Raw genomic sequence first — 19,888 nt, 5'->3', positions numbered from 1 at the left:
CCAGCAACCTCTCAGCCGCCGGTGAGCGCTATCTAGGTAATACAAAACAAACACGCAAGAGAGAAATTCACAACAACCACAAAAAAAATACGGCAGATCAAAAAAACCGAAACTGGCACGCCCTAGGCTAGCGGCAATATGGCCCGTTGCGATGGCGCGCGGTGTCGTAGTGGAAATGATCTTCGTGCATGCCATCAGAGCCGGGCCCCAATGTGGTTCCGAATGTCCCGCAGGCCGCGCGGTGCATTTGTTGTAACGCCCGTGCATGTGGCGAATCCTGCCAGTCACGCAGAACAGACATCTCGCTGCCATCCGCAAGCTGGATGGCACTGATATCGATAGCCCGACCACGCCCATGTTCAGACACTCTGGCACCCGCCCGATGGTTTCTGGGACGGCACACATAATGCGCGGCCACCCGAAGGCCTGTCACCCCCCCACCAGAGCGCCCCACGGCAGGTTTGACGCCCCGGCGGACCCAGCGGTGCAGGGCTGCGGCAGTTTCGCAATCCATGATTGCACCTTGTGACAGCGTGACACCATCAACTTCTCTTACCCGCACAGGTGCTGCGACACCGCAGCCAGCGACAGAAGATGTGATGGGGGGAATCACTTCGCCTTTCAGCCCGCGAATCCCGCATAGCCGGTCCGACGGGCGCGGACTGGTCACGGCCCGCGACGGATTGCTGCGAAAAGACGCGTTCTGGAACGGATTGAGCCGTGACAGCAGACCGCCACGATCTTGTTGCGGGGCAGGGCTATACGCAACTGCACGCGATGACCGGTCGGCGCTGCGATTCGAGGAGCACCCCGCAAGGACCAGAACCACAATCCCAAGACTTGCAATCAAAACTCGGCTCATGAGTCTGCCCCGTGCTTTCGGACGCGGCCAAAATCGGGCGCATCCGTATCCTGACCCGCGTCAATGATTCCCCGGCGAATCGCCCTTGTCCGGGTAAAGTAATCATGCAGCAAAGCGCCATCGCCCTGACGGATTGCGCGTTGCAGCGCGAAAAGTTCTTCGGTGAAGCGCCCGAGGATTTCAAGCGTCGCATCCTTGTTGGTCAGGAACACATCGCGCCACATGACCGGGTCTGACGCGGCGATTCGGGTAAAGTCGCGAAACCCTGCGGCCGAGTATTTGATGACCTCGCTATCGGTCACACGGCGCAGATCGTCGGCGACACCAACCATTGTATAGGCGATCAGGTGGGGGGTGTGGCTGGTTACGGCCAGCACAAGGTCATGATGCGGGGCATCCATCAGGTCGACATTGGCGCCCATACCGCGCCAGAATTGCGTCAAATGCGCCAGAGCCGCAGGATCGCAGCCCTCTGGCGGGGTCAGGATGCACCAGCGGTTGTCGAACAGTTCCGCAAAACCCGAACGCGGGCCGGAATGCTCTGTCCCCGCAAGGGGATGGCCGGGTATGAAATGGCTACCGGCGGGCAGATGTGGCGCGACCGAATCAATCACCGCCTGCTTGACCGACCCGACATCGGTGACCGTAGCGCCCGGCGCGAGATGCGGCGCGATTTCCCGCGCCACGGCCTCCATCGCGCCAACGGGAACACAGAGCACCACAAGATCAGCGTCCACGACCGCTTCGGCGGCCGTATCAAAAACCTGATCGACCAGCCCGATCTCTTGTGCAGTGGCGCGTGTCTCGGCAGAGCGGGCAGTTCCTGTCATATGCGCGGCAAGGTCGGCGCGGCGTATGGCATGGGCCATGGAAGACGCGATCAGCCCAAGGCCGATGAAGGCCGCGCGCTGATACAGAACACTCACTGCTGCGACTCCATGAATGCCCCGATGACATGCGCGACCCGGCGGCAAGCGGATTCATCGCCAATCGTAATGCGCAACCCTTCTGGCAATCCGTAGCTGCCAACCTGCCGCACGATCAACCCCTCAGAAAGGAGTGCGGCATTGCAGGCTTCGGCCTGGGCTGCATCGCGGAACCGCGCCAGCACGAAATTTGCGAAGGATCTGTCGGTCACGACACCGATTGCATTCAGTTTCTCTGCCAGCCAGTCACGCAGGCGGGCATTCTCGCTCAGGCTTCGTGCGATATGCGCCGTATCGCCAAGCGCGGCTTCGGCAATATCAAGCTGCATATTGGACAGGTTGAAGGGTCCGCGCAGCCGGTTCAGCACATCGATCACATGTTGTGGACCATAGCCCCAACCCACCCGCAAACCGCCCAGTCCGAACAGTTTGGAGAATGTGCGCGTCATCACGACATTGTCGCGCTGATCTACAAGTGCCGCACCACCATCGTAGTTTTCGGCATATTCGGCATATGCACCATCAAGGACAAGAAGCGCCTGTTTCGGCAGGCCTTCGGCCAGACGCGTGATCTCCTCCAACGGGATCATAGTGCCCGTGGGATTGTTGGGATTGGCGATAAAGACCAGCTTGGTGCGCTTGTTCGCAGCCGCCAACAGGGCATCGACATCTGCGGTGCGGTCCCGCTCGGGGGCGACAACAGGGGTTGCGCCCGCTGCAAGTGCGCTGATGCGGTACATCAGAAACCCATGCTGCGAATACAGTACCTCGTCGCCCGGCCCGGCATAGGCCTGACACAGAAAACTGATGATCTCGTCCGAGCCCGCACCACAAATGATGCGCGATGCATCAATACCGAAATGCGCGCCAAGTGCTGCGCGCAAACCGGCGTGGTCCGTGGGCGGGTAGCGGTGCAGGTCGTGACCCGCGCGGGCATAGGCCAGACGCGCCAGATCGCCCGGCCCGAAGGGGTTTTCGTTTGAGGACAGCTTCACAACGTCATCACGCCCGGCGATCTTTGACGTACCACCCTGATAAAGCGCGATGTCCATTATGCCCGGTTGCGGACGAATATGCGCATGCATGTCTTGCCTCATGACCACCTCTTGGGCTTTTCTTTAGCGCCAGAACAAGGGTGAGGCCAGCGCAATGGCCCTGTTTTTTTCATCATGTGTCAACACGTTGCCATTGTGCCGCGCCTAGGGTTCGCCACCCGACACAAGACACCCTATGACTGCTAGGAGGGGGTTGCGGACATTCAGTTACGCGGAATCAAGGCGCAAAGCGCCGCCGCGCATCGCCGGGCCGCCCCCACGGCACGGCGATTTGGCTACCACCGGCGCATAGATTTAAACTTTCGCGGATTTGGCCAGTATAAAACGCTACAGATTTGAACGTGGATCGCCGCACCGCGGCCCGACGTTGCGCGGCTTTGCACCCAGCTTTGCTATGTCTCCTTTGTCCCACATAGCAGCTACGCGCAACCGTATTGCGGTGCCGGAACCTTTCATCAGGTGGCGAATACTAGGGTTTGTCCTGCTCCTCGCCCTCATCCAGCTTGCCAAGCTGGCTGGCGCGCGGGTAGGTGCCGGTATCGGTGCGGGTACGGGTGGCCAGAACCGGGCGATTGTCGGAAACATTGGCCTTGTCCTCGCGCATGACAATGTAAATGCCGCTGAGGATAATCACCGCCGCGCCTGCAATGGTCAGCACATCCACACCTTCGCCAAAGAACAAAGCCCCAAAGATAACCGCCCAGATGATTTGCGAGTATTGCATCGGTGCGATCTGGAACGCTGGCGCACGCTTATAGGCAGCAATCACACACAGACTGGCGACCAGCGCCATGCTTGCCATCAGCGCCAGCGCGCCGAAATCGGCCAAAGGCATGGGCCGATAGACAAAGGGCAGGGCAGCGCCCATCAGCAACAGGTTTGCCATCATCGGGTAGAGCAGCAGAACAACATTGCGTTCCTCATTGCCGATCTTGCGGATGATAATCGAGGCAAATGCGCTGGCACAAGCCCCCAGCAATGCGGCCAGATGGCCCGCACTGATTCCCTCGCCCTGTCCGGGGCGCAGTACGATCAGCACGCCGATCAACCCGACCACCACAGCGGCGCCGCGATGCAATCCGACCCGCTCGCCCAGAATGGGAACCGAGAGGATTGTGATCAGCAAGGGTGTCGCAAAGAGTATCGCATAGGTCTGCGCCAATGGCAGAACCGTAAAGGCATAGAAAACGCTGACCCCGGTGACCACCGCCGCCCCGGTGCGCAGCGCTGTCCATCCCGGCCGACGGGGCAACAAGTTGCCGTCAGTTGGGTCACGCATCAGCATGACCATTGCCAGAGGAAGGCCTAGCAAGACGCTGAAAAACACGATTTGCACAGGACTGTATGTGCCGCCCAGTGTCTTGACGATAACATCATGTGCCGAAAACAAGGCAAAAGCCGTCAATGCCAGCACAGGGCCAGCGAAGGCGGATTGACTAAGGCGGTTGCGTGAAGACATGTCATTCCCGGACTTGACTCCGGTATCGCTAACACGCGCCCGCGCGAAAAATCAAGCTGGTTGGGAAGAGCCTTGCCAGAACACGCGCGCATTGGCTGCTTCCATAGCATCACCTGCACGATCAAAGCGCAGAAACGCGATCGCCTTGCCGCCCGACTGGGTGAACAATTGCCCAGCCAGCTTGCCGTCCACCGTAATATCTGTGCCAACCGGTGCCGCGCCCTCGACCACTGCAGTGACAAAGCCTTTGCGCAGCGCCGTCTTGTGCTGCATTCGCGCGGTCACTTCCTGTCCGACATAGCAGCCTTTGCGAAAATCCACACCATTCAGCCGGTCAAAACCAGCCTCAAGGATAAAGGTCTCATTCGGGACAAGCTCGATGCCTGACTCAGGCACACAATAGGCCACACGCAACGCATCCCAATCCGTGCCATCATCTGGCAAGTCCTGACCATAGACGCGCCACCCCAATGCCGGGTGGCGCGGGTCTGAAACCGCACCCTCCGGCGCGGGACCGGTGCCCCGGCTGACCGGCATCTCTACCTTCTCAAGCGTAATGGGGGCGCGCAGCTTGTATAAGCTCAGTCGCTTCAGCAGATCGTCTGCCAGAGGCGTTGCCACATCAATCAGGATATCGTCATGATGTGGCACAAGAAAGAAATCTGCCAGATACTTTCCCTGCGGTGACAGGATTGCCGCATAGACAATGCCGTCGCGCGCCATCTTGCCCAGATCATTGCTGACCAGCCCTTGCAGGAATTTTGCGGGATCGTCCCCCGAGACACGAATGATCGTGCGTTGCATGATAGCCCCTTGCTCGCCCATATGCCTAACATATGTCGTGCGACCCCTGACGAACAGGGGCCGCGTGATCTTGTTTAGTGCGCTGCGCGGATGAAGGTGCCATTGCGCAATTCGCGGATGGCCTGCTGGATCTCCTGTTGTGTGTTCATGACAATCGGACCGTGCCAGGCAACAGGCTCTTGCAGGGGCGCGCCGGAAATCAGCAAGAATCTTATGCCTTCCTCACCTGCCTGCACTGTCACTTCGTCACCGGTGCCAAAGCGGATCAATGTCCTATCACCGGACATATCGCGGATATTGACCTCTTGGCCCATGACCTCTTTTTCCAGCAACACGCCTGCGGGCTTCGACGCATCCGCGAACACACCGGCACCGGCAAACACGTAAGCAAAGGCGCGGCGATAGGTGTCCACCTTGAAGGTCTTGCGCACACCTGGCGGGACGGAAATATCCAGATACTGCGGGTCGGCAGCAATCCCGTCTACCGGACCGCGCTTGCCCCAGAACTCGCCTACAACAACACGCACCTTGGTGCCATCGTCATCTATGATCTCCGGGATCTCTTTCGCCTGCACGTCCTGATAACGGGGCGCGGTCATCTTCAGGCTGCCCGGCAGGTTAGCCCAAAGCTGGAAGCCGTGCATCTGCCCCTTTGCATTTCCGCGTGGCATTTCCTGATGCAGAATACCCGAACCGGCGGTCATCCATTGCACATCGCCCGCACCCAGCGTGCCGGTATTGCCAAGGCTGTCGCCGTGATCGACCTCGCCTGCCAGAACGTAAGTTATGGTTTCAATCCCGCGATGCGGATGCCATGGAAAACCACGCAGGAAATGTTCGGGGATGTCATTGCGAAAATCATCGAACAGCAGGAACGGATCCAGTTCGGACGGATCGTGAAAACCAAAAGCGCGGTGCAGGTGAACGCCTGCACCTTCCAGCGTAGGCTGTGCCTTGCGGGTTTCCAGTGTGGGGCGGATAGACATGACGGCACTCTCCGATCAGACAAGGTTTTGTCTGATACAGATCGGTCCTAACACTGCGCAAGGCAACCCGCTGTCTGCGAACTATGGTTGTTCATGAATGCACAGCGACTATTGCAGCGCGGGTGTGTGATGGTTTCCCCAGCAAATGATTGCGTTATTTCAAGCGCTGCCAGAAAGACGTCACACCCTGCGCTGCCGATGCCATTCCGTGCAAAAAGCTATGCGGCACAGAGGGTTTGTCTTCACGCGACTCTTCGGTCGCGGCTTTTACGCCAACTATACCTGTACTTCTCAGCCGCTGAACATGCCCCGAATGCTGTGCTTTATCGCCTAGAGCGGCGCGCAAGTCGTTTTTGAAGTTCTGAAGCAAATTGCCATTCAGAACCTCATCTTGCCAGAGATCTGCGCCTTGCGACAGTTTTGCCCCCCGCCTCAGGCGGCGGCTGGATTGCAATCGCGGCCAGCGAAGCCACACGTCCTTGGGCGGTGCCACTGGCAATGTCACATCGACGGTATTCGCAATGATCCCGACCCGCGCCTGCCGTTGAAGAAGCCTGCGCATACTGGCCGCATCATCCCTGCTGGCATGTTCACAAATTTTCACTTGCATCGCCGTATTCATCCCTGACTCTCTCCAGACCACTATTCACGCAACAGCTTAACAAAGCCTTAGCGCCGCCGCTGACGTCGTGCACCCGGCACCTTGGATGAGAAGTCAGGCGGACGCCGCGCGATCCATTCAATAAACCGCGCCAGCCTTGGATGCGCACGAAGCGCAGTGATCGTGTTATAGCTCCGTGCAAGCTCGGACTCGCTCAAACTGGCATGTATTTCCTTGTGACAGATATGATGCAGCAGCACGACTGGCCCGCCCTTCCCTCCGCGCAGTTTGGGCACAAGGTGATGCAGACTTTGTGGCACGCCCGGCGGGATGGGCCGCTTGCATAATGCGCAGACCGGGTGCGCTGGACCTTCATCGTCAAACCTGCCCATACTCTTCCTGCACTAGTGCCCGATACCGTAATCGCTTATGAATACACCAACAGGCGCTTCATCAGCCTGTCTGGATGCCGAAAACAGGGAATTGGAAATGCCTTATAGCGCAATAGATGAAATAGCCGATTTGTTTAATGATTGGAATTCCGCTCTTCAAACTCTGGACCCCGCAAAAGTGGCCGCGCTTTATGCCGAAGATGCAGTGCTGCTGCCGACAGTGTCCAATGAAATCCGCAAGACCCCAGCAGCCATTCGGGCATATTTTAAACGCTTCTTGAAAAAACAGCCCCGCGGGCGGATTATTGAACAGAATATACGCCTGTTCGATACGCTGGCGATCAATTCAGGGCTATATACATTCGATCTGACAATAGAAGGCACAACAGTTCAATTGTTGTGCCGCTATACATTCGTCTATCGCAAGGATCCGCAAGGCTGGATGATCATCGAGCATCATTCCTCTGTCATGCCAGAGTAACAATCACGCTGGAATACCGCTTATTCTGCCCCCGATCAGAACCAGATCTCATCCCCATCACTCAGGTCAGCCTTGATCAGTGCAACCCGGAAGCCCAATGACTCAGGACAATACACTCTCGCACATGGATCTCACCACGGAAATCAGCACCGCGACAGACCTTCATCTGGTCAACGCCGAAGATCTGGAAAGCTGGACCGACATGCAGCCTCGGCGGGTGCGCGCGTGGCTGGAAACACTTGGCTTCAGCGCAAAACCGGGAGAGGTGGTCTTGGTCCCCGATACTGATGGCGGACTTGCCCTTGCTGCCATCGGGCGCGGGACGGCGCGTGACCGTGTCCGCCAGCGGTTTTGCGCTGCAGGTGCGCGCGCAAAACTGCCCGCGCGCACCTATCGTTTGCACCATGCGCTTGCGCCGCTTGAACTGGAAGAAGAAGCGCTTGGCTGGTGTCTGGCAGGCTATAGGTTTCGCCGCTTCCGTCAGTCAGAGCGCCCCGCGCTGGCCAGCCTGATCGGACCAGAGGCCCTTGATACCGACCGCATAAAGGCCATTGCAGCAGGCGAAGCCCTGACCCGCGACCTGATCAACACACCCGCCTCGCATATGGGTCCGCAGGAACTGGAAGCCGCCTTTCTGGACCTTGCAGCACAGCACAAGGCGAAAACAAACGTAATTCTAGGCGACGACCTTCTGAACCAGAATCTGCCGCTGATCCATGCGGTCGGGCGCGCTTCAACCCGCAGCCCCCGCTTACTGGATATGCGCTGGGGCGAAAAGGGGCCGCGCGTGACGCTTGTGGGCAAGGGTGTGTGTTTCGACACCGGGGGGCTGAACCTCAAGCCCGGTGCCTCGATGGGTCTGATGAAGAAAGACATGGGCGGGGCAGCCGCTGTCATGGGACTAGCGCATATGATCATGGCGCAAGGCTGGCAGGTGCAATTGCGCGTGCTGGTCCCGGCTGTGGAAAACGCCGTCTCGGGAAATGCCATGCGCCCCGGCGACATCCTCATCTCGCGCAAGGGACTTAGCGTTGAGGTCAATAATACTGATGCCGAAGGCCGTCTTGTTCTGGCCGATGCGCTAGCCCTTGCCGATGAGGAAACCCCCGATATCCTGATCTGCATGGCGACGCTTACCGGCGCCGCGCGGGTGGCGTTGGGCCCTGATGTCGCGCCGTTTTTCAGCACAGACCCCGTACTGGCACAGACCCTGATGCAGGCAAGCGAACAGGTGCGTGATCCGATTTGGCAACTGCCCCTGCATCCGGCCTATGAGGCCATGATCGAGCCCGGCATCGCCGATCTGGACAACGCCCCGTCAGGGGGCATGGCCGGCGCGATCACCGCAGCGCTGTTTCTCAACCGCTTTGTAGAGGCAAGCCCCCGTTTTGCTCATTTCGACATCTATGGCCACCAGCCCAGCGCGGCCCCGGCAAGGCCCAAGGGCGGCGCAGGTCAGGGCGCACGTGCACTGTTCGCGGCCCTTCCTTCCGTCCTCGGGCTATGAGGGACCCGCGCATAACGCCGTTCAGCGGGCGCATGGCCCATATCCGGCTACAAGGCCAGATTGACGCGCCCACATTCACCGAAGGGCAGATGCAGCGCCTTGCTGCACCGCTCAGCGATCTGCTGCGCAGCCCCGATGGCCCTCGCGATCGCCAGTTGCTGCGGGGCGCGCGGGTCTGTGTCATCGACAGGCAAGGCGCCTTCGCCTATGTACAAGCCGAGGCTGATGGCTATTGCGGCTGGCTGCACAGCACCGCTCTCGGGGCCGATCACACCCCGACCCATCGGGTCCATGCCCCCGCAACGCATCTCTACTCTGCCCCCGATCTCAAAAGCCCCGAACGCGCCGCACTTTCGCTCAACGCTCAGGTCGAGGTGATTGGCACTTCCGGGCAATTTCTGCAAACCCATGACGGGCTATGGGTGCCGCAACAGCATGTCACCCCGATCACCAGCCGAGGGGCCGACCCCATCAGCGTTGCCGAAACCCTGATCGGCACACCCTATCTCTGGGGCGGAAACTCCCGTGCAGGGCTGGACTGCTCGGCGCTGGTGCAACTGGCACTTCAAGTTTGCGGCAGGCCCTGCCCCGGCGATAGCGATCTGCAAGAAGCCGCGCTTGGTCCTGCACTTCCCGCAGGCCGCCCCAGACAACGCGGCGATCTTCTGTTCTGGCGCGGTCATGTCGCCTGGGTCAGCGCACCCGACATGATCCTGCACGCCAATGCCCATACCATGTCAGTCGCGTATGAGCCGCTTGAACAAGCCGTCACCCGCATCGCACCAGAAAGCCCGGTCACAGCCCATATCCGCCTGCGATAGCCCGCTGATCATTTTCTTGCCAAAAATACTCAATACCCGGCCACCCCGCGCGCACCGCGTCATGTCTTGCGCGGTTTTGCGCGCAAGGTGGGGGCTGCCTCCAACGGGTTCTCGGGCCAGGGGTGACGCGGGTATTGGCCGCGCATATCCTTGCGCACATCAGCATAGCTTTCGGCCCAGAAGCCCGGCAGGTCCATTGTCACCTGCAGCGGCCTGCGCGCGGGTGATAGCAGGGTGATCCTCAGGGGCTGGCGGGCAGGTCCGATGACGGGATGGCTGGACAGGCCAAACATCTCTTGCAGCCGGACCGAAATTTCTGGCGCTTCGCCCGAATAATCAATCGGTATCCTGTTGCCCAAGGGGGTGACAAACTGCGCCGGGGCCATTTCGTCCAGCATTTGTATCTGCCCCCAATCCAGCATCGCACGCAATGCTGGCAACAAATCAACCGCGCGCAACTGGTCAGCCGTGCGGCATCCAGCCAGATAGGGGCCAAGCCAGCTTTCCAATCCGGTCAAAAGGGCGTCTTCGCGCATATCCGGCATCTCGGCCCCTTGCGTGCGCAGTAATTCCACCCGCGCGATAAAGCGCCGCGCCGCATCTGACACCGGCAGGCCCAGATCACGCAACCCGTCGCATGCGGCCTGCATGACCGCTTGCGGGTCCGGGTCGCGCCAGATGCGATCCTCCAGCACCAATGCGCCGAAACATTGCTGCGCACGCGCCTCTATCCGCCGGTGACGTTTCGACCATGTGCAACGGTTTTGCCAGACGATCTGATCGCCATAAAGCACGCGCAATTCTGCATCTGACAGCGCAATCGCCTGTCTGATCCGCGCCTCTTGCGGGTTTCCATCTGTATCCGTCACCACGATCAGTCGCATCTGCCCCAACCCATCGCCATCAGGCAGGACAGCCCCCTTGCCCCCCGACAGAACATAGCGCGGGGCATCGCCCTTGCGGCGCAGCCCGATTCGGTCGGGATAGGCCAGCGCTGCCATCTCGGCGGGGCTGAGTGTGGTCTGTGTTTTCGGGGCAAGCCGTGCAAGGCGGCGCATATCTTCACGCACCCGTTCCACAGTGGCGCGATGCAGCGCATAGGGTGTGCGTTCGGCAAAATTGCGCGGGTCGCGCAACGCCATCAGTCTTAGCCCCAGATCGACCGGGGCGCCTTGCACGATGTCACGCTCGGACAGCAGTGCTGCAAGGCCCGCCCCCTCCTTGCCTGCGCTCAGCAGCATATGGGCAAGCCGCGGGTGCAGCGGAAGTGCCGCCATCGCACGGCCATGCGCCGTGATGCGCCCGGCATCACCCAGCGCCCCCAGACTGCACAACAAGGCGCGCGCCTCGGACATCGCCCCCTGCGGGGGTGGCGTCAGAAAGCGCAAATCCTCGGCCCCGCCCAACAGCGCAAGTTCAAGCGCCAGACCCGACAGATCCGCACGCTCGATTTCTGGCGGGGCAAAGGCTGCAAGCGCGCCTTCCTCGCTGCGTGCCCACATCCGGTAGCAGACCCCTTCTGCCACGCGCCCTGCGCGCCCGCGCCGCTGTTCTGCCTCGGCGCGGGTCACACGTTCGGTGACCAGCCGCGACATACCGCTGCCCGGATCAAACCGCGCCCGCCGCGCCAGCCCACAATCCACAACAATCCGAATATCCTCAATCGTCAGCGAAGTTTCGGCAATCGCTGTGGCCAGCACGATCTTGCGCCCGCCCGCCATAGGCGCAATCGCCGCGCGTTGTTGCGCAAACGGCAGCGCACCGTATAGCGGGTATATCCCGGCCTCACCCACGCGCCCTTGCAGCGCTGTCGCAACACGCCGGATTTCACCCTCGCCGGGCAGGAAAACCAGAACCGAACCCTCGGCCTCGGTCACGGCCTGCACGATTAGATTGACGGCCGCCACCTCAAACCGCTCGGCCTTTGGGCGCGGGCGGGGTAGCCAGCGGGTATCTACAGCAAAGGCGCGGCCTTGCGCGGTCAGGATGGGGGCGTCATCCAACAGCCGCGCGACGGGCTCTGCATCCAGCGTGGCCGACATCGCCACGACTGCGAGATCAGGGCGCAGCGCCTCGCGTACCTCCCATGTCAGGGCAAGGCCCAGATCGGCATTGAGCGAGCGTTCATGGAATTCATCAAAGATCACCGCCCCCACGCCGCGCAATTCGGGGTCACTTTGCAACATCCGCGTCAGAATGCCCTCGGTCACGACCTCGATGCGTGTGGCGGGCGAGGTCACAGCTTCGCCGCGAATACGGTAACCCACCGTTTTGCCCACATCTTCGCCCAGAAGCCGCGCCATCTGTTCAGCAGCGGCCCGCGCGGCCAGTCTGCGCGGTTCCAGCATCACAATCCTGCCCGCGACCTGCTCCAGCAAGGCCAGCGGCACGCGCGTTGTCTTACCTGCACCGGGTGGCGCCTGAAGAACTGCGCGCCCCGCGCTGCGCAATGCTGCGGTCAGGTCTGGCAGAATGTCATCTATGGGCAAACGCATGGTTGCGCTTATGCGCTCAAGACAGGGCATTTCGCAAGAACCGCGCGCATCTGCCAATGCCTCAGGCCAAACCGGCCATTTCGGGGTGCAGCGCGCGGACCTCTTGCAGCATCGCTTCCAGTTGCGCCAACCGCTCCGCGCCCAGCGCGGCTGCAAGTTGCGCCTGATATGCCAACCCCCGCGCACCCAGTTTGCGGAACACCTCTTGTCCCGAGGGTGTCAGCGACAGGTTTTCGCGGCGCTTGTCATCCTTGGCACGGCTACGCATCAGATAGCCTATTTCCTGCAACTGGCCCACAGCGCGCGACACTTTGGTTTTTTCGATATGGCTGATCTGGCAGATTTCCGAAGCCGTCATACCCCCGAATTTTCCCAGATTGGCCATAACCCGCCACTGGGTGCGCGTCATGCCGAATTCTTCCCGATACACAGTCGCAAAGGACCGGCTGCTTGCCTCTGCCGCCTGATTCAGCAGATAGGGCAGGAAACACTCCAGATCGAACACCTGTTGTGGCGCATTGCGCATTGCATCATCCCTCTTGTGGTTTCTGGCAAGATGCCATGATCGCTTTGCGGCATTCAAGGCAATGCGTTGTGTTTCATCAGGTCGCGATCCAGACAAAAGCCGCCAATACCAGCGCCAGACCCATCAGGGTTGATCCGGCAAAGGGCCAATGCAATAGCGCCCTTTCCGCATCTTTGACCTTCAGCAACAATCGCAGGGCCGGGCGTTTTGTGCGGCGCGCGCCATGATTACCCACGGGCAGTTGAAAAGCTGGTCGTAGTTTGTGCTTGCCGAACAGGCGCAGCAAATCACCCGGCGGGTATGCGGGTAGCTTCAATCGCTGGACAAGCGCAACTGCCCCAAGCCCGGCCAGCACGGGCCACAGCCCCTCCAGCATATTCGAGGGGTGCCAGACATAGTCGCGCGGCACATCCACCGCGCCGGGCCACAGCACCCAGGGCAATATGAGGGCCAGAACCCCAAGCACCATGACCACGCTAAAAAGCCCGCCCCAATGCGGGGTCTGCTGTGGCTTTGCTGACACCCGTCCAAGACAGATCAGAAACCAGCCAAGGACCAGCGTGGTCGTCACACTGCTCAGCGTGATGGCAAGTGACAGCATCTCGCCAATCCCCAACTTGCCTGCCAGCTTGGCCAAGGCACCACCCGTCAGGGGCAGCCCTGCAACTGACAGGGCGACCAGACCCGCCAAGCCGACCACCGCACGGCGCTGGGCAGCGCTTGTCGCAAGCATCATCATGCCAACGCATAGAAACAGCGCCGCTTTCGCAAGTCCATGATGCAGCGCGGCATAGGCAACACCTTGCGACCCGGCACCGACGAGGACCAGCAACAACCCCATCTGGCTGACAGTTGAATAGGCCAGCACGGCCTTCGGGTTTTGCTGGCTCAACCCCCAGATTGCCGCGCCAAACGCGCCCAACAGGCCAAGCACAATCAACATGCTGCGCCAGCCGGTTTCCTCTGGCACCAGCAGCACCATGCCGATCAGGCCTGCCTTGACGATTGCGCCCGATAAAACCGCCGAGCCTGCCACCGGGGCAGCGGGATGCGCCAGCGGCAACCAGATGTGCAACGGCACCATGCCTGCCTTTATCCCGAAGCCTGCTATCAACAACCCGACACCCACTGTGCCGAATGGGGCATCCGCAAAGGCCGCGCGCACAGTGGAAATCTGTAAATCCGCAGCCGCCGCTGCGCCGATCATCAATCCACTCAGCAAGGCCGCCTCTCCAACCACGGCAAGCGTGATATAGACACGTCCGGCAGCCAGCGCGGCCCTGGTGCGGTCATGAATAACCATGGGCCATGCTGCCAAAGATACTGCGGCAAAAGCGATATAGAATGTGACGATATCCGCTGCCAGAAACACGCCCAGATTGCCTGCAAGCGTCAGACACCAGAAGCTAGCGAAAAGACCCGCCGCCTGCCCCCTTTCCATGACTTGGGCAGCATACCACCCTGCGACAGTCCATACCAAGGCCGTCATTCCCAGCAGCAAGGCCGTGTCCGGGCGGGTGCCCAACTGAACACCCAGCAATAGGTCCGGTATCTCGACAGAGCCCGGCGCACCCGCGATTGCAAAGCCAAGGGCAGGCAAAGGCGCGAAAGGCAGCAACCGCAAGGCGTTTGCGCGCCAGCGCGGGACAATTGGCACAAGGCCAAGCAATAACGGCCACATCAAAACGGCAAAAGGTGCAAGCGATCCAGAATACATCATGCTCATGGCCCATACCCCTGCGTGACAATCAGCGTAGCCCAGCCCAAGGGGCTGATCGGGCTGGCAGCCAGCAGCCCGACGCCCAGCGTCGCCGCAGCCGTGACCACAGCGGGCAACACCAGCCCGGATGCCCGTTCATCGCCCCTCGCATCTTCGGCACGGGGCAGGAACCACAGACGGTATAGCAACGGCAGGAAATAGGCCGCATTCAGCAAGGTCGAGGCCAGCAGCACAGCCAGAACCCACGGCGCGCCGGCCTCCATCGCGCCAAGCCCAAGGTAAAACTTGCTGATAAACCCCGCCAGCGGGGGCAATCCGATCATGCCCATTGCACCAATGCTGAAACAGGCCGAGGTCCAGGGCATCTGTTTGCCCATGCCGTTCAAGCCCTCGATACGCTTTATGCCCGCACGCTCGTCATAAATGCCTGCGCAGAAGAAAAGCGTGATTTTCATAAGCCCCTGATGGACCAGATGCACAAGCCCGCCAATCATCGCCAAAGGGCTGGCGAGGGCCGCACCCAGCACAATATAGCTGACCTGCGACACGGTTGAAAAAGCAAGGCGTTTCTTGATCTCATCTTGCTGCAAGGCCCGGAAAGACCCCCACACAATTGTCACTGACGCCACAATCGCCAACGGCACACCGACCCCCAGCGCAGTCATGTTTTCTGCGCCGAAAACATCATAGACAATGCGCACAACCCCAAACGCGCCCGCCTTGACCACAGCAACCGCATGCAGCAGCGCAGAAACCGGCGCAGGTGCGGCCATTGCCGCTGGCAGCCAGCCATGCAGCGGCACCAGCGCGGCCTTTACCCCGACACCGATGATGAACAGCGCAAAAATGGCGCGCAGCGCGGCGGGGTCCAGCCCGCTCAGATCAGGGGGTTCCGTGAACAGTACAGGGCCTGTGGCGCTTTCCAGCCAGATGATCGCCCATAGCAACGCCGCCGATCCGGGCAGCGCATAGGTGAAATATACCTTTGCCGCCGCCAGCGAGGGTTTGTTTTGCTTATGCGCAACCAAAGGCCATGTGCTGAGTGTCAGCAATTCGAAGAAGATGAAGAACGATATCAGCGATCCGGACAGGGCCAGACCCGTTGTTGCCGCCACGCAAAGGCTGAAGAACCCGAAAAAGCGTGACAATTCCGCCTTGGTGCCGAAATAAGCGATTGCATAGATCGTCGTCAGCAGCCAGAGCGCGCCTGATAGCGAAATGAACAACAGCGCCAGCGCGTCGATCCGCAACAGGATCACAAGCCCAGGCGCCAGGGGAAACTCTGCCTCATAAGTGGCACCTGTCGCCACTGCGAACAACATCCAGACAATCAGGCCCAGTTTTATAACAGCGCCGCCAAGTTGCAATGTGTTGCGCAGGATATGGCTGTCCTGCGCGAGGAAGAACGTCACCGCTGCGGGCAGAAGCGAAGTCATCAGAAGCAATAGGGGCAGGGTTGTGGTCATAACCCCTCCGCCGCCTGTTCAGGGCGTCCGATCTGCAAGAATTCGAACGGGATCGACGATAGCAGACCCAAAGCCACCGAGAGCGCAGCCAGAACAAGTGGGACTGTCTGCCAGGCCCAAGGGATAGGGCGCGGCGTTAATGCTGTGTCGCGCGCGAAAATCGCGCTCAGGGGGCGGTACAGATATGCCGCCGCCAACAAACCGCCGCCAGCCGGCACAAGCGCCCAGGCCCATTGACCGGATGCAAAGGCTGCCGTCATCATCAAGTATTTTGCCGTGAACCCGGCAGAGGGCGGCAAGCCAAGCAATGTGATTGATGCAAGCGCAAAGGCGAACCCCGTCATCGGCAAGGCACGCGCCAGCCCGCGCATATCGCCCAGCCTGTCACTGCCGATAGCCGCGATATAAATGCCTGCGGCCAGAAACATGGCGGCCTTGGCCAGCCCGTGGGCGAGCATCTGGAAGATTGCACCCGTCCATGCGCCTGCCGCCCAAGGCTGTGCCGCGCCATCCCCACCAGCCAATGGAAACACCAGAAAGATATAGCCCAGTTGCGCAACTGTCGAATAGGCAACGATCAGTTTCAGCCGCGACTGAAGCAGCGCCAGAACACCGCCCCAGATGACCGCCAGCGCCCCCAGACTTGCCAAGGCGCTCTGGGTCATGGGGGTGGCAAGCTCTGGCATTGCCTCGAACCAAATCCGCAACAGGATCAGCAGCGATGCCTTGGGCACCAGCGCGGATAGCAGGGCCGAAGCAGGCGCAGGGGCCGCAGAATGGGCAGGGGGCAGCCAGACATGGAAGGGAAACAGCGCTGTCTTGACCAATAGCCCCGCTGTCATCAGCCCCAGCGCAAGCGCATCACCCGGCGCAACTGTCCGCGCGGCCAGCAGCGAAATGTCAAGCGTACCATGCGCGGCATAGGTCAGCACCACACCGGCCAGATACAGCAACGACCCTGCAAGCGCGAACAGCAGATAGCGCAATGCGGCTGCGATTGCCGCAGCCTTGCCGGATATGGCCACCAGCGCCACGGCTGTCAGGGTGATCAACTCCAACCCGACATAGAGGTTGAAAAGATCGCGCGCGACATAGACCGCATTCAACGCAGCCCAAAGCAGCAGCATCAGCGGCCAGAACCCGAAACCTATGCGTGGTCCGGCAACCTTCGCGGCCAGTTCATGCCGCGCAGCCAGCGCCACGGCGACCATCACCAGCGCGGTCATGACCCCAAGTGCCGCACCCAGCCCATCCGCGCGCAAGGCAATACCGATGGGCGGGCGCCAACCGCCAAGCGATACTGTTACAGCGCCCGTATTCCAGACTTCGATTGTCAGCCAGATGGATGCCACCACTGTCAGCCCGACACCCAGCAGTGCAGCGGGCAACCGTGCACGCGAAGGCAGTGCAATCGCCGCCAATGCTGCAAATAGCGGCAACACAAGCCAGGAAATCAGTGCAGTCACGTGTCACCCGCTTCATCTGGCAGGCAGGCTGTGCCGGAACTGCGCGCAAGCGCCACAACAAGGCCAACGGCCAGTGCACTGGCAGAAAGGGCAACAACAATGCCAGTGATAATCAGCGCCTGCGGGATGGGGTCCAGCCCAACGCCACGCGCCCCGGCCGCGCCAAAGAACAGGAACAGGCCGGAACCGATCAGGTTAAATGCCATGATCCGGCGCAGCATATGCACGCGCGCGATCAGACCATAGACCCCAAGACCAACCAAGGCGGCCCCCGTCAGCGCAAAGACCGTCAGATTCATGCGTCCTGCCCCCCTTCATCCGGCGGGCCGATGACCAGCAGGACCAGCGTGACTGCGATGGACAGGGTCAAGGCCGCTTCAATCGTAACGATGGCGGGCTTTGCCAATTCAGGCGGCAGGGCCAGAAACCCCTGCGCGAAAACGGCACCCGCAACCCCCGACAGCAAAAACACGCCCGGCCCGAACACAAGCGCTAGGCGCCATGCAGGTTGCGCAATTCGCGGCGCAGGCAAGACATCCGCCATGATAGACACAAGGCACACGGCTGCCAGCACGGTCCCCCCCTGAAACGCACCGCCCGTCATCTCGGCCCCGGCCCAGACAAGGTAGATACCGAAAATCAGGCCAATCGGGGGAAGAACACGCCCGAAACTGGCCATCACACCACCCGCGCGCGCGTGATACCGCAACCCAAGAGGGTTATCCCATGCACGATCCCGCGCCAGCATCCACAACCCGATCAGCGCAGCCAGTAGGATTATCGCTTCCAGCAACGTGTCCCATGCCCGGAAATTCAGCAACACAGCCGTGACAGGGTTGCCGACACCAGATTGCGGCAGCGCGGCGGTCAGGTCCGGCGCTGTGGGGTCTGGCAGCGCAAACCACGCCCAACCCAAAGCAAGCGCTATTCCGGTTGCGACGAGCGCGGCAGGCAGGTTGGGTCGCAAGGGGGCCTCTTCAGCCGCGCGCAGCCGGCGCAACCGCCCATGCGCCGCCAGCAGCAGCACACCCGTCAGCCCTGCGCTGATCGCCGCTTCGGCAAGGGCCACGTCATAGGCACCAAGACGCGCCCATCCAATCGCCAGAAGCAGCCCATAGGTGATAAAGAAAATAACTGCGCGGAAAACGCCATGACCGGCGACAGTTGCCAGCCCGACACCGAGGATCAGGGCGCAAAGCGCCATATCCAGCACAAGACTCATGGTTTTTGTGATTCTGACACTGCCGCGCGGGCAACAAGCTGTGACACTGTCCCGGCGGCCAGCAGCGCCAATCCCCAGATTAGCAGCAGCATGGCAACTTGTGCCCATGTCTCTGTCTGGAATGCGACACCCAGCGCGATAAAGCCAAGACCCAGATTATCGCCCTTGGTCAGCGCATGCAGGCGGCTGAACTGGTCAGGAAAACGGATCAGCCCCACTGTGCCTGCGATAAAGAACACAAGCCCCAGTCCGGTCAAAACATAGGTTGCAATATCAGCCATTCTGCGCCCTGTCTTGACCTGTCCCGCGCATCTTTTTGACGGGCGGCGCTTCTTCCGGGTCGCCCGCGCCGTCTGGGCTTTCTGACTTGACGAAACCCACCGCCGCGAGGGCCGCAAGCGTTGCCAGCGCAAAGGCCACCACCAGAAGCGCCCAGTCCTGCAAGGCGGCCAGAACCATCAGAACGGCCACCCCACCTGTTCCGATCAATTGCGCCGCCATCATCCGGTCTGCCTGCGACGGACCGCGCCAGACGCGCCACAGCGCGCCCCCAAGACTGACAAGCAGTGCAATGGCAAGGGTATGCAACCACAGTGTCATGGACGCGCCTTTGGCTTATGCCCAATGATCGTGGCAATATCCTCGGCTTCGCGCGGAATGGCATTATCAAAGCCTGCATCTGTGTCCAAAACATGCACCAGCAGCTTTCCGTCTTCACTGCCCGCAGCCAAGGTACCGGGCATCAGCGACAATTCTCCACCCAACACGACACGCGCGCCATCCGGCAAATCGGTTTGCACCTCCAGCCAGCCGGGGCGCAGGCGCATATTCGGGGAAAACGCGCGCCGCGCCACATCGACACCACCATCGACCGAACCGGCAATGAAGCGTGGAATATGCCGCACAGCGCGCCACAACACCAGCGGATGCGTCGCGGGCAACAAGCGCAAGCTAAGCCACACAGCGAGGGCTGTCACCAACCCCCCCAGCGCAAGGGCCTCTGCGCCGGTCAAGCTTGTCCAGACGCCACCCAGAAGGAGCGACCGGTGAAAGAGTGCTGTCCAAAATATCTGCATCCTGAACATAAGTTAAGACGCGC

At 60.7% G+C, this 19,888-nt stretch carries 21 protein-coding genes; 3 read left to right on the top strand and 18 right to left on the bottom strand.

Annotated elements, in window-relative coordinates:
- Positions 1-127 precede the first annotated feature (127 nt).
- The 8 genes from EV660_RS15980 to EV660_RS15945 all read right to left on the bottom strand — a co-directional run bounded on the left by EV660_RS15980 (position 128) and on the right by EV660_RS15945 (position 7,085).
- Positions 128-862 (bottom strand): extensin-like domain-containing protein, encoded by a 735-nt coding sequence (locus EV660_RS15980; protein ID WP_071480031.1) that lies wholly within the window; start codon positions 860-862, stop codon positions 128-130.
- Complete coding sequence (locus tag EV660_RS15975; protein ID WP_084634740.1) at positions 859-1,788, bottom strand: prephenate/arogenate dehydrogenase family protein; 930 nt, start codon at positions 1,786-1,788, stop codon at positions 859-861. The genes EV660_RS15980 and EV660_RS15975 overlap by 4 nt, the downstream gene beginning before the upstream one ends.
- A complete protein-coding gene (gene hisC, locus EV660_RS15970) occupies positions 1,785-2,873 on the bottom strand; it encodes a histidinol-phosphate transaminase (RefSeq protein WP_071481952.1) in 1,089 nt (362 codons plus the stop codon). The genes EV660_RS15975 and hisC overlap by 4 nt, the downstream gene beginning before the upstream one ends.
- A gap of 439 nt (positions 2,874-3,312) precedes the next feature.
- Positions 3,313-4,302, bottom strand: coding sequence for a DMT family transporter (locus EV660_RS15965; RefSeq protein WP_071480030.1), 990 nt, complete (start codon positions 4,300-4,302; stop codon positions 3,313-3,315).
- 51 nt (positions 4,303-4,353) lie between these two features.
- Complete coding sequence (ygfZ, locus tag EV660_RS15960) at positions 4,354-5,109, bottom strand: CAF17-like 4Fe-4S cluster assembly/insertion protein YgfZ (protein WP_375781730.1); 756 nt, start codon at positions 5,107-5,109, stop codon at positions 4,354-4,356.
- Between the two features lie 71 nt (positions 5,110-5,180).
- On the bottom strand, positions 5,181-6,092 hold the full coding sequence (locus tag EV660_RS15955; protein ID WP_071480029.1) for a pirin family protein: 912 nt from the start codon (positions 6,090-6,092) through the stop codon (positions 5,181-5,183).
- 154 nt (positions 6,093-6,246) lie between these two features.
- Complete coding sequence (locus EV660_RS15950; protein ID WP_134014060.1) at positions 6,247-6,654, bottom strand: hypothetical protein; 408 nt, start codon at positions 6,652-6,654, stop codon at positions 6,247-6,249.
- A gap of 107 nt (positions 6,655-6,761) precedes the next feature.
- Positions 6,762-7,085: an HNH endonuclease gene (locus tag EV660_RS15945; protein WP_084634738.1), complete on the bottom strand. Its 324-nt coding sequence runs from the start codon at positions 7,083-7,085 to the stop codon at positions 6,762-6,764.
- Positions 7,086-7,122: 37 nt separating this feature from the next.
- Here EV660_RS15945 and EV660_RS15940 point away from each other — a divergent pair, with 37 nt between their 5' ends.
- The 3 genes from EV660_RS15940 (at position 7,123) to EV660_RS15930 (ending at position 9,894) form a co-directional block, all read left to right on the top strand.
- Positions 7,123-7,566, top strand: a complete 444-nt coding sequence (locus tag EV660_RS15940) for an SgcJ/EcaC family oxidoreductase (RefSeq protein ID WP_211116227.1) — start codon at positions 7,123-7,125, stop codon at positions 7,564-7,566.
- A 124-nt stretch (positions 7,567-7,690) separates the two neighbouring features.
- Complete coding sequence (locus tag EV660_RS15935) at positions 7,691-9,073, top strand: leucyl aminopeptidase family protein (RefSeq protein ID WP_071480026.1); 1,383 nt, start codon at positions 7,691-7,693, stop codon at positions 9,071-9,073.
- Entirely contained in the window at positions 9,070-9,894 is an 825-nt protein-coding gene (locus EV660_RS15930) for a C40 family peptidase (protein ID WP_071480025.1), read from the top strand. Before EV660_RS15935 ends, EV660_RS15930 begins: the two co-directional genes overlap by 4 nt.
- A gap of 59 nt (positions 9,895-9,953) precedes the next feature.
- On the opposite strand, the gene hrpB is transcribed toward EV660_RS15930, so the two are convergent.
- The 10 genes from hrpB to EV660_RS15880 all read right to left on the bottom strand — a co-directional run bounded on the left by hrpB (position 9,954) and on the right by EV660_RS15880 (position 19,865).
- Positions 9,954-12,389 carry an ATP-dependent helicase HrpB gene (gene hrpB / locus EV660_RS15925; RefSeq protein WP_100319054.1) on the bottom strand — a complete coding sequence of 812 codons (2,436 nt, stop codon included), beginning with the start codon at positions 12,387-12,389 and terminating at the stop codon, positions 9,954-9,956.
- A gap of 61 nt (positions 12,390-12,450) precedes the next feature.
- Positions 12,451-12,915, bottom strand: a complete 465-nt coding sequence (locus tag EV660_RS15920) for a MarR family winged helix-turn-helix transcriptional regulator (protein ID WP_071480023.1) — start codon at positions 12,913-12,915, stop codon at positions 12,451-12,453.
- A 76-nt stretch (positions 12,916-12,991) separates the two neighbouring features.
- Positions 12,992-14,641, bottom strand: coding sequence for a complex I subunit 5 family protein (locus EV660_RS15915; RefSeq protein WP_084634737.1), 1,650 nt, complete (start codon positions 14,639-14,641; stop codon positions 12,992-12,994).
- Positions 14,638-16,101, bottom strand: a complete 1,464-nt coding sequence (locus EV660_RS15910; RefSeq protein ID WP_071480021.1) for a complex I subunit 5 family protein — start codon at positions 16,099-16,101, stop codon at positions 14,638-14,640. The genes EV660_RS15915 and EV660_RS15910 overlap by 4 nt, the downstream gene beginning before the upstream one ends.
- A complete protein-coding gene (locus tag EV660_RS15905; protein ID WP_071480020.1) occupies positions 16,098-17,567 on the bottom strand; it encodes a complex I subunit 5 family protein in 1,470 nt (489 codons plus the stop codon). Before EV660_RS15905 ends, EV660_RS15910 begins: the two co-directional genes overlap by 4 nt.
- On the bottom strand, positions 17,564-17,866 hold the full coding sequence (locus EV660_RS15900; RefSeq protein WP_071480019.1) for an NADH-quinone oxidoreductase subunit K: 303 nt from the start codon (positions 17,864-17,866) through the stop codon (positions 17,564-17,566). The genes EV660_RS15905 and EV660_RS15900 overlap by 4 nt, the downstream gene beginning before the upstream one ends.
- Positions 17,863-18,789: a hydrogenase subunit MbhD domain-containing protein gene (locus tag EV660_RS15895; RefSeq protein WP_168800325.1), complete on the bottom strand. Its 927-nt coding sequence runs from the start codon at positions 18,787-18,789 to the stop codon at positions 17,863-17,865. The genes EV660_RS15900 and EV660_RS15895 overlap by 4 nt, the downstream gene beginning before the upstream one ends.
- Positions 18,786-19,070, bottom strand: coding sequence for a cation:proton antiporter (locus EV660_RS15890; RefSeq protein ID WP_071480018.1), 285 nt, complete (start codon positions 19,068-19,070; stop codon positions 18,786-18,788). Before EV660_RS15890 ends, EV660_RS15895 begins: the two co-directional genes overlap by 4 nt.
- Positions 19,063-19,389, bottom strand: a complete 327-nt coding sequence (locus tag EV660_RS15885) for an MrpF/PhaF family protein (RefSeq protein ID WP_071480017.1) — start codon at positions 19,387-19,389, stop codon at positions 19,063-19,065. Before EV660_RS15885 ends, EV660_RS15890 begins: the two co-directional genes overlap by 8 nt.
- Complete coding sequence (locus EV660_RS15880; protein WP_157798890.1) at positions 19,386-19,865, bottom strand: Na+/H+ antiporter subunit E; 480 nt, start codon at positions 19,863-19,865, stop codon at positions 19,386-19,388. Before EV660_RS15880 ends, EV660_RS15885 begins: the two co-directional genes overlap by 4 nt.
- Positions 19,866-19,888: the final 23 nt, after the last annotated feature.

The organism is Roseinatronobacter bogoriensis DSM 18756 (assembly GCF_004366635.1).
GTDB lineage: Bacteria > Pseudomonadota > Alphaproteobacteria > Rhodobacterales > Rhodobacteraceae > Roseinatronobacter > Roseinatronobacter bogoriensis.
Note: the sequence above shows the minus strand (reverse complement) of the source record. Positions and strands in the feature narration are given on the sequence as shown.

Coding starts and splice junctions, on each gene's coding strand:
- EV660_RS15980 (WP_071480031.1), bottom strand. CDS start 862: ATGAGCCGAGTTTTGATTGCAAGTCTTGGGATTGTGGTTCTGGTCCTT.
- hisC (WP_071481952.1), bottom strand. CDS start 2,873: ATGCATGCGCATATTCGTCCGCAACCGGGCATAATGGACATCGCGCTT.
- EV660_RS15965 (WP_071480030.1), bottom strand. CDS start 4,302: ATGTCTTCACGCAACCGCCTTAGTCAATCCGCCTTCGCTGGCCCTGTG.
- EV660_RS15955 (WP_071480029.1), bottom strand. CDS start 6,092: ATGTCTATCCGCCCCACACTGGAAACCCGCAAGGCACAGCCTACGCTG.
- EV660_RS15950 (WP_134014060.1), bottom strand. CDS start 6,654: ATGCGCAGGCTTCTTCAACGGCAGGCGCGGGTCGGGATCATTGCGAAT.
- EV660_RS15945 (WP_084634738.1), bottom strand. CDS start 7,085: ATGGGCAGGTTTGACGATGAAGGTCCAGCGCACCCGGTCTGCGCATTA.
- EV660_RS15940 (WP_211116227.1), top strand. CDS start 7,123: ATGAATACACCAACAGGCGCTTCATCAGCCTGTCTGGATGCCGAAAAC.
- EV660_RS15935 (WP_071480026.1), top strand. CDS start 7,691: ATGGATCTCACCACGGAAATCAGCACCGCGACAGACCTTCATCTGGTC.
- EV660_RS15930 (WP_071480025.1), top strand. CDS start 9,070: ATGAGGGACCCGCGCATAACGCCGTTCAGCGGGCGCATGGCCCATATC.
- hrpB (WP_100319054.1), bottom strand. CDS start 12,389: ATGCGTTTGCCCATAGATGACATTCTGCCAGACCTGACCGCAGCATTG.
- EV660_RS15920 (WP_071480023.1), bottom strand. CDS start 12,915: ATGCGCAATGCGCCACAACAGGTGTTCGATCTGGAGTGTTTCCTGCCC.
- EV660_RS15915 (WP_084634737.1), bottom strand. CDS start 14,641: ATGAGCATGATGTATTCTGGATCGCTTGCACCTTTTGCCGTTTTGATG.
- EV660_RS15910 (WP_071480021.1), bottom strand. CDS start 16,101: ATGACCACAACCCTGCCCCTATTGCTTCTGATGACTTCGCTTCTGCCC.
- EV660_RS15900 (WP_071480019.1), bottom strand. CDS start 17,866: ATGAATCTGACGGTCTTTGCGCTGACGGGGGCCGCCTTGGTTGGTCTT.
- EV660_RS15895 (WP_168800325.1), bottom strand. CDS start 18,789: ATGAGTCTTGTGCTGGATATGGCGCTTTGCGCCCTGATCCTCGGTGTC.
- EV660_RS15890 (WP_071480018.1), bottom strand. CDS start 19,070: ATGGCTGATATTGCAACCTATGTTTTGACCGGACTGGGGCTTGTGTTC.
- EV660_RS15885 (WP_071480017.1), bottom strand. CDS start 19,389: ATGACACTGTGGTTGCATACCCTTGCCATTGCACTGCTTGTCAGTCTT.
- EV660_RS15880 (WP_157798890.1), bottom strand. CDS start 19,865: ATGCAGATATTTTGGACAGCACTCTTTCACCGGTCGCTCCTTCTGGGT.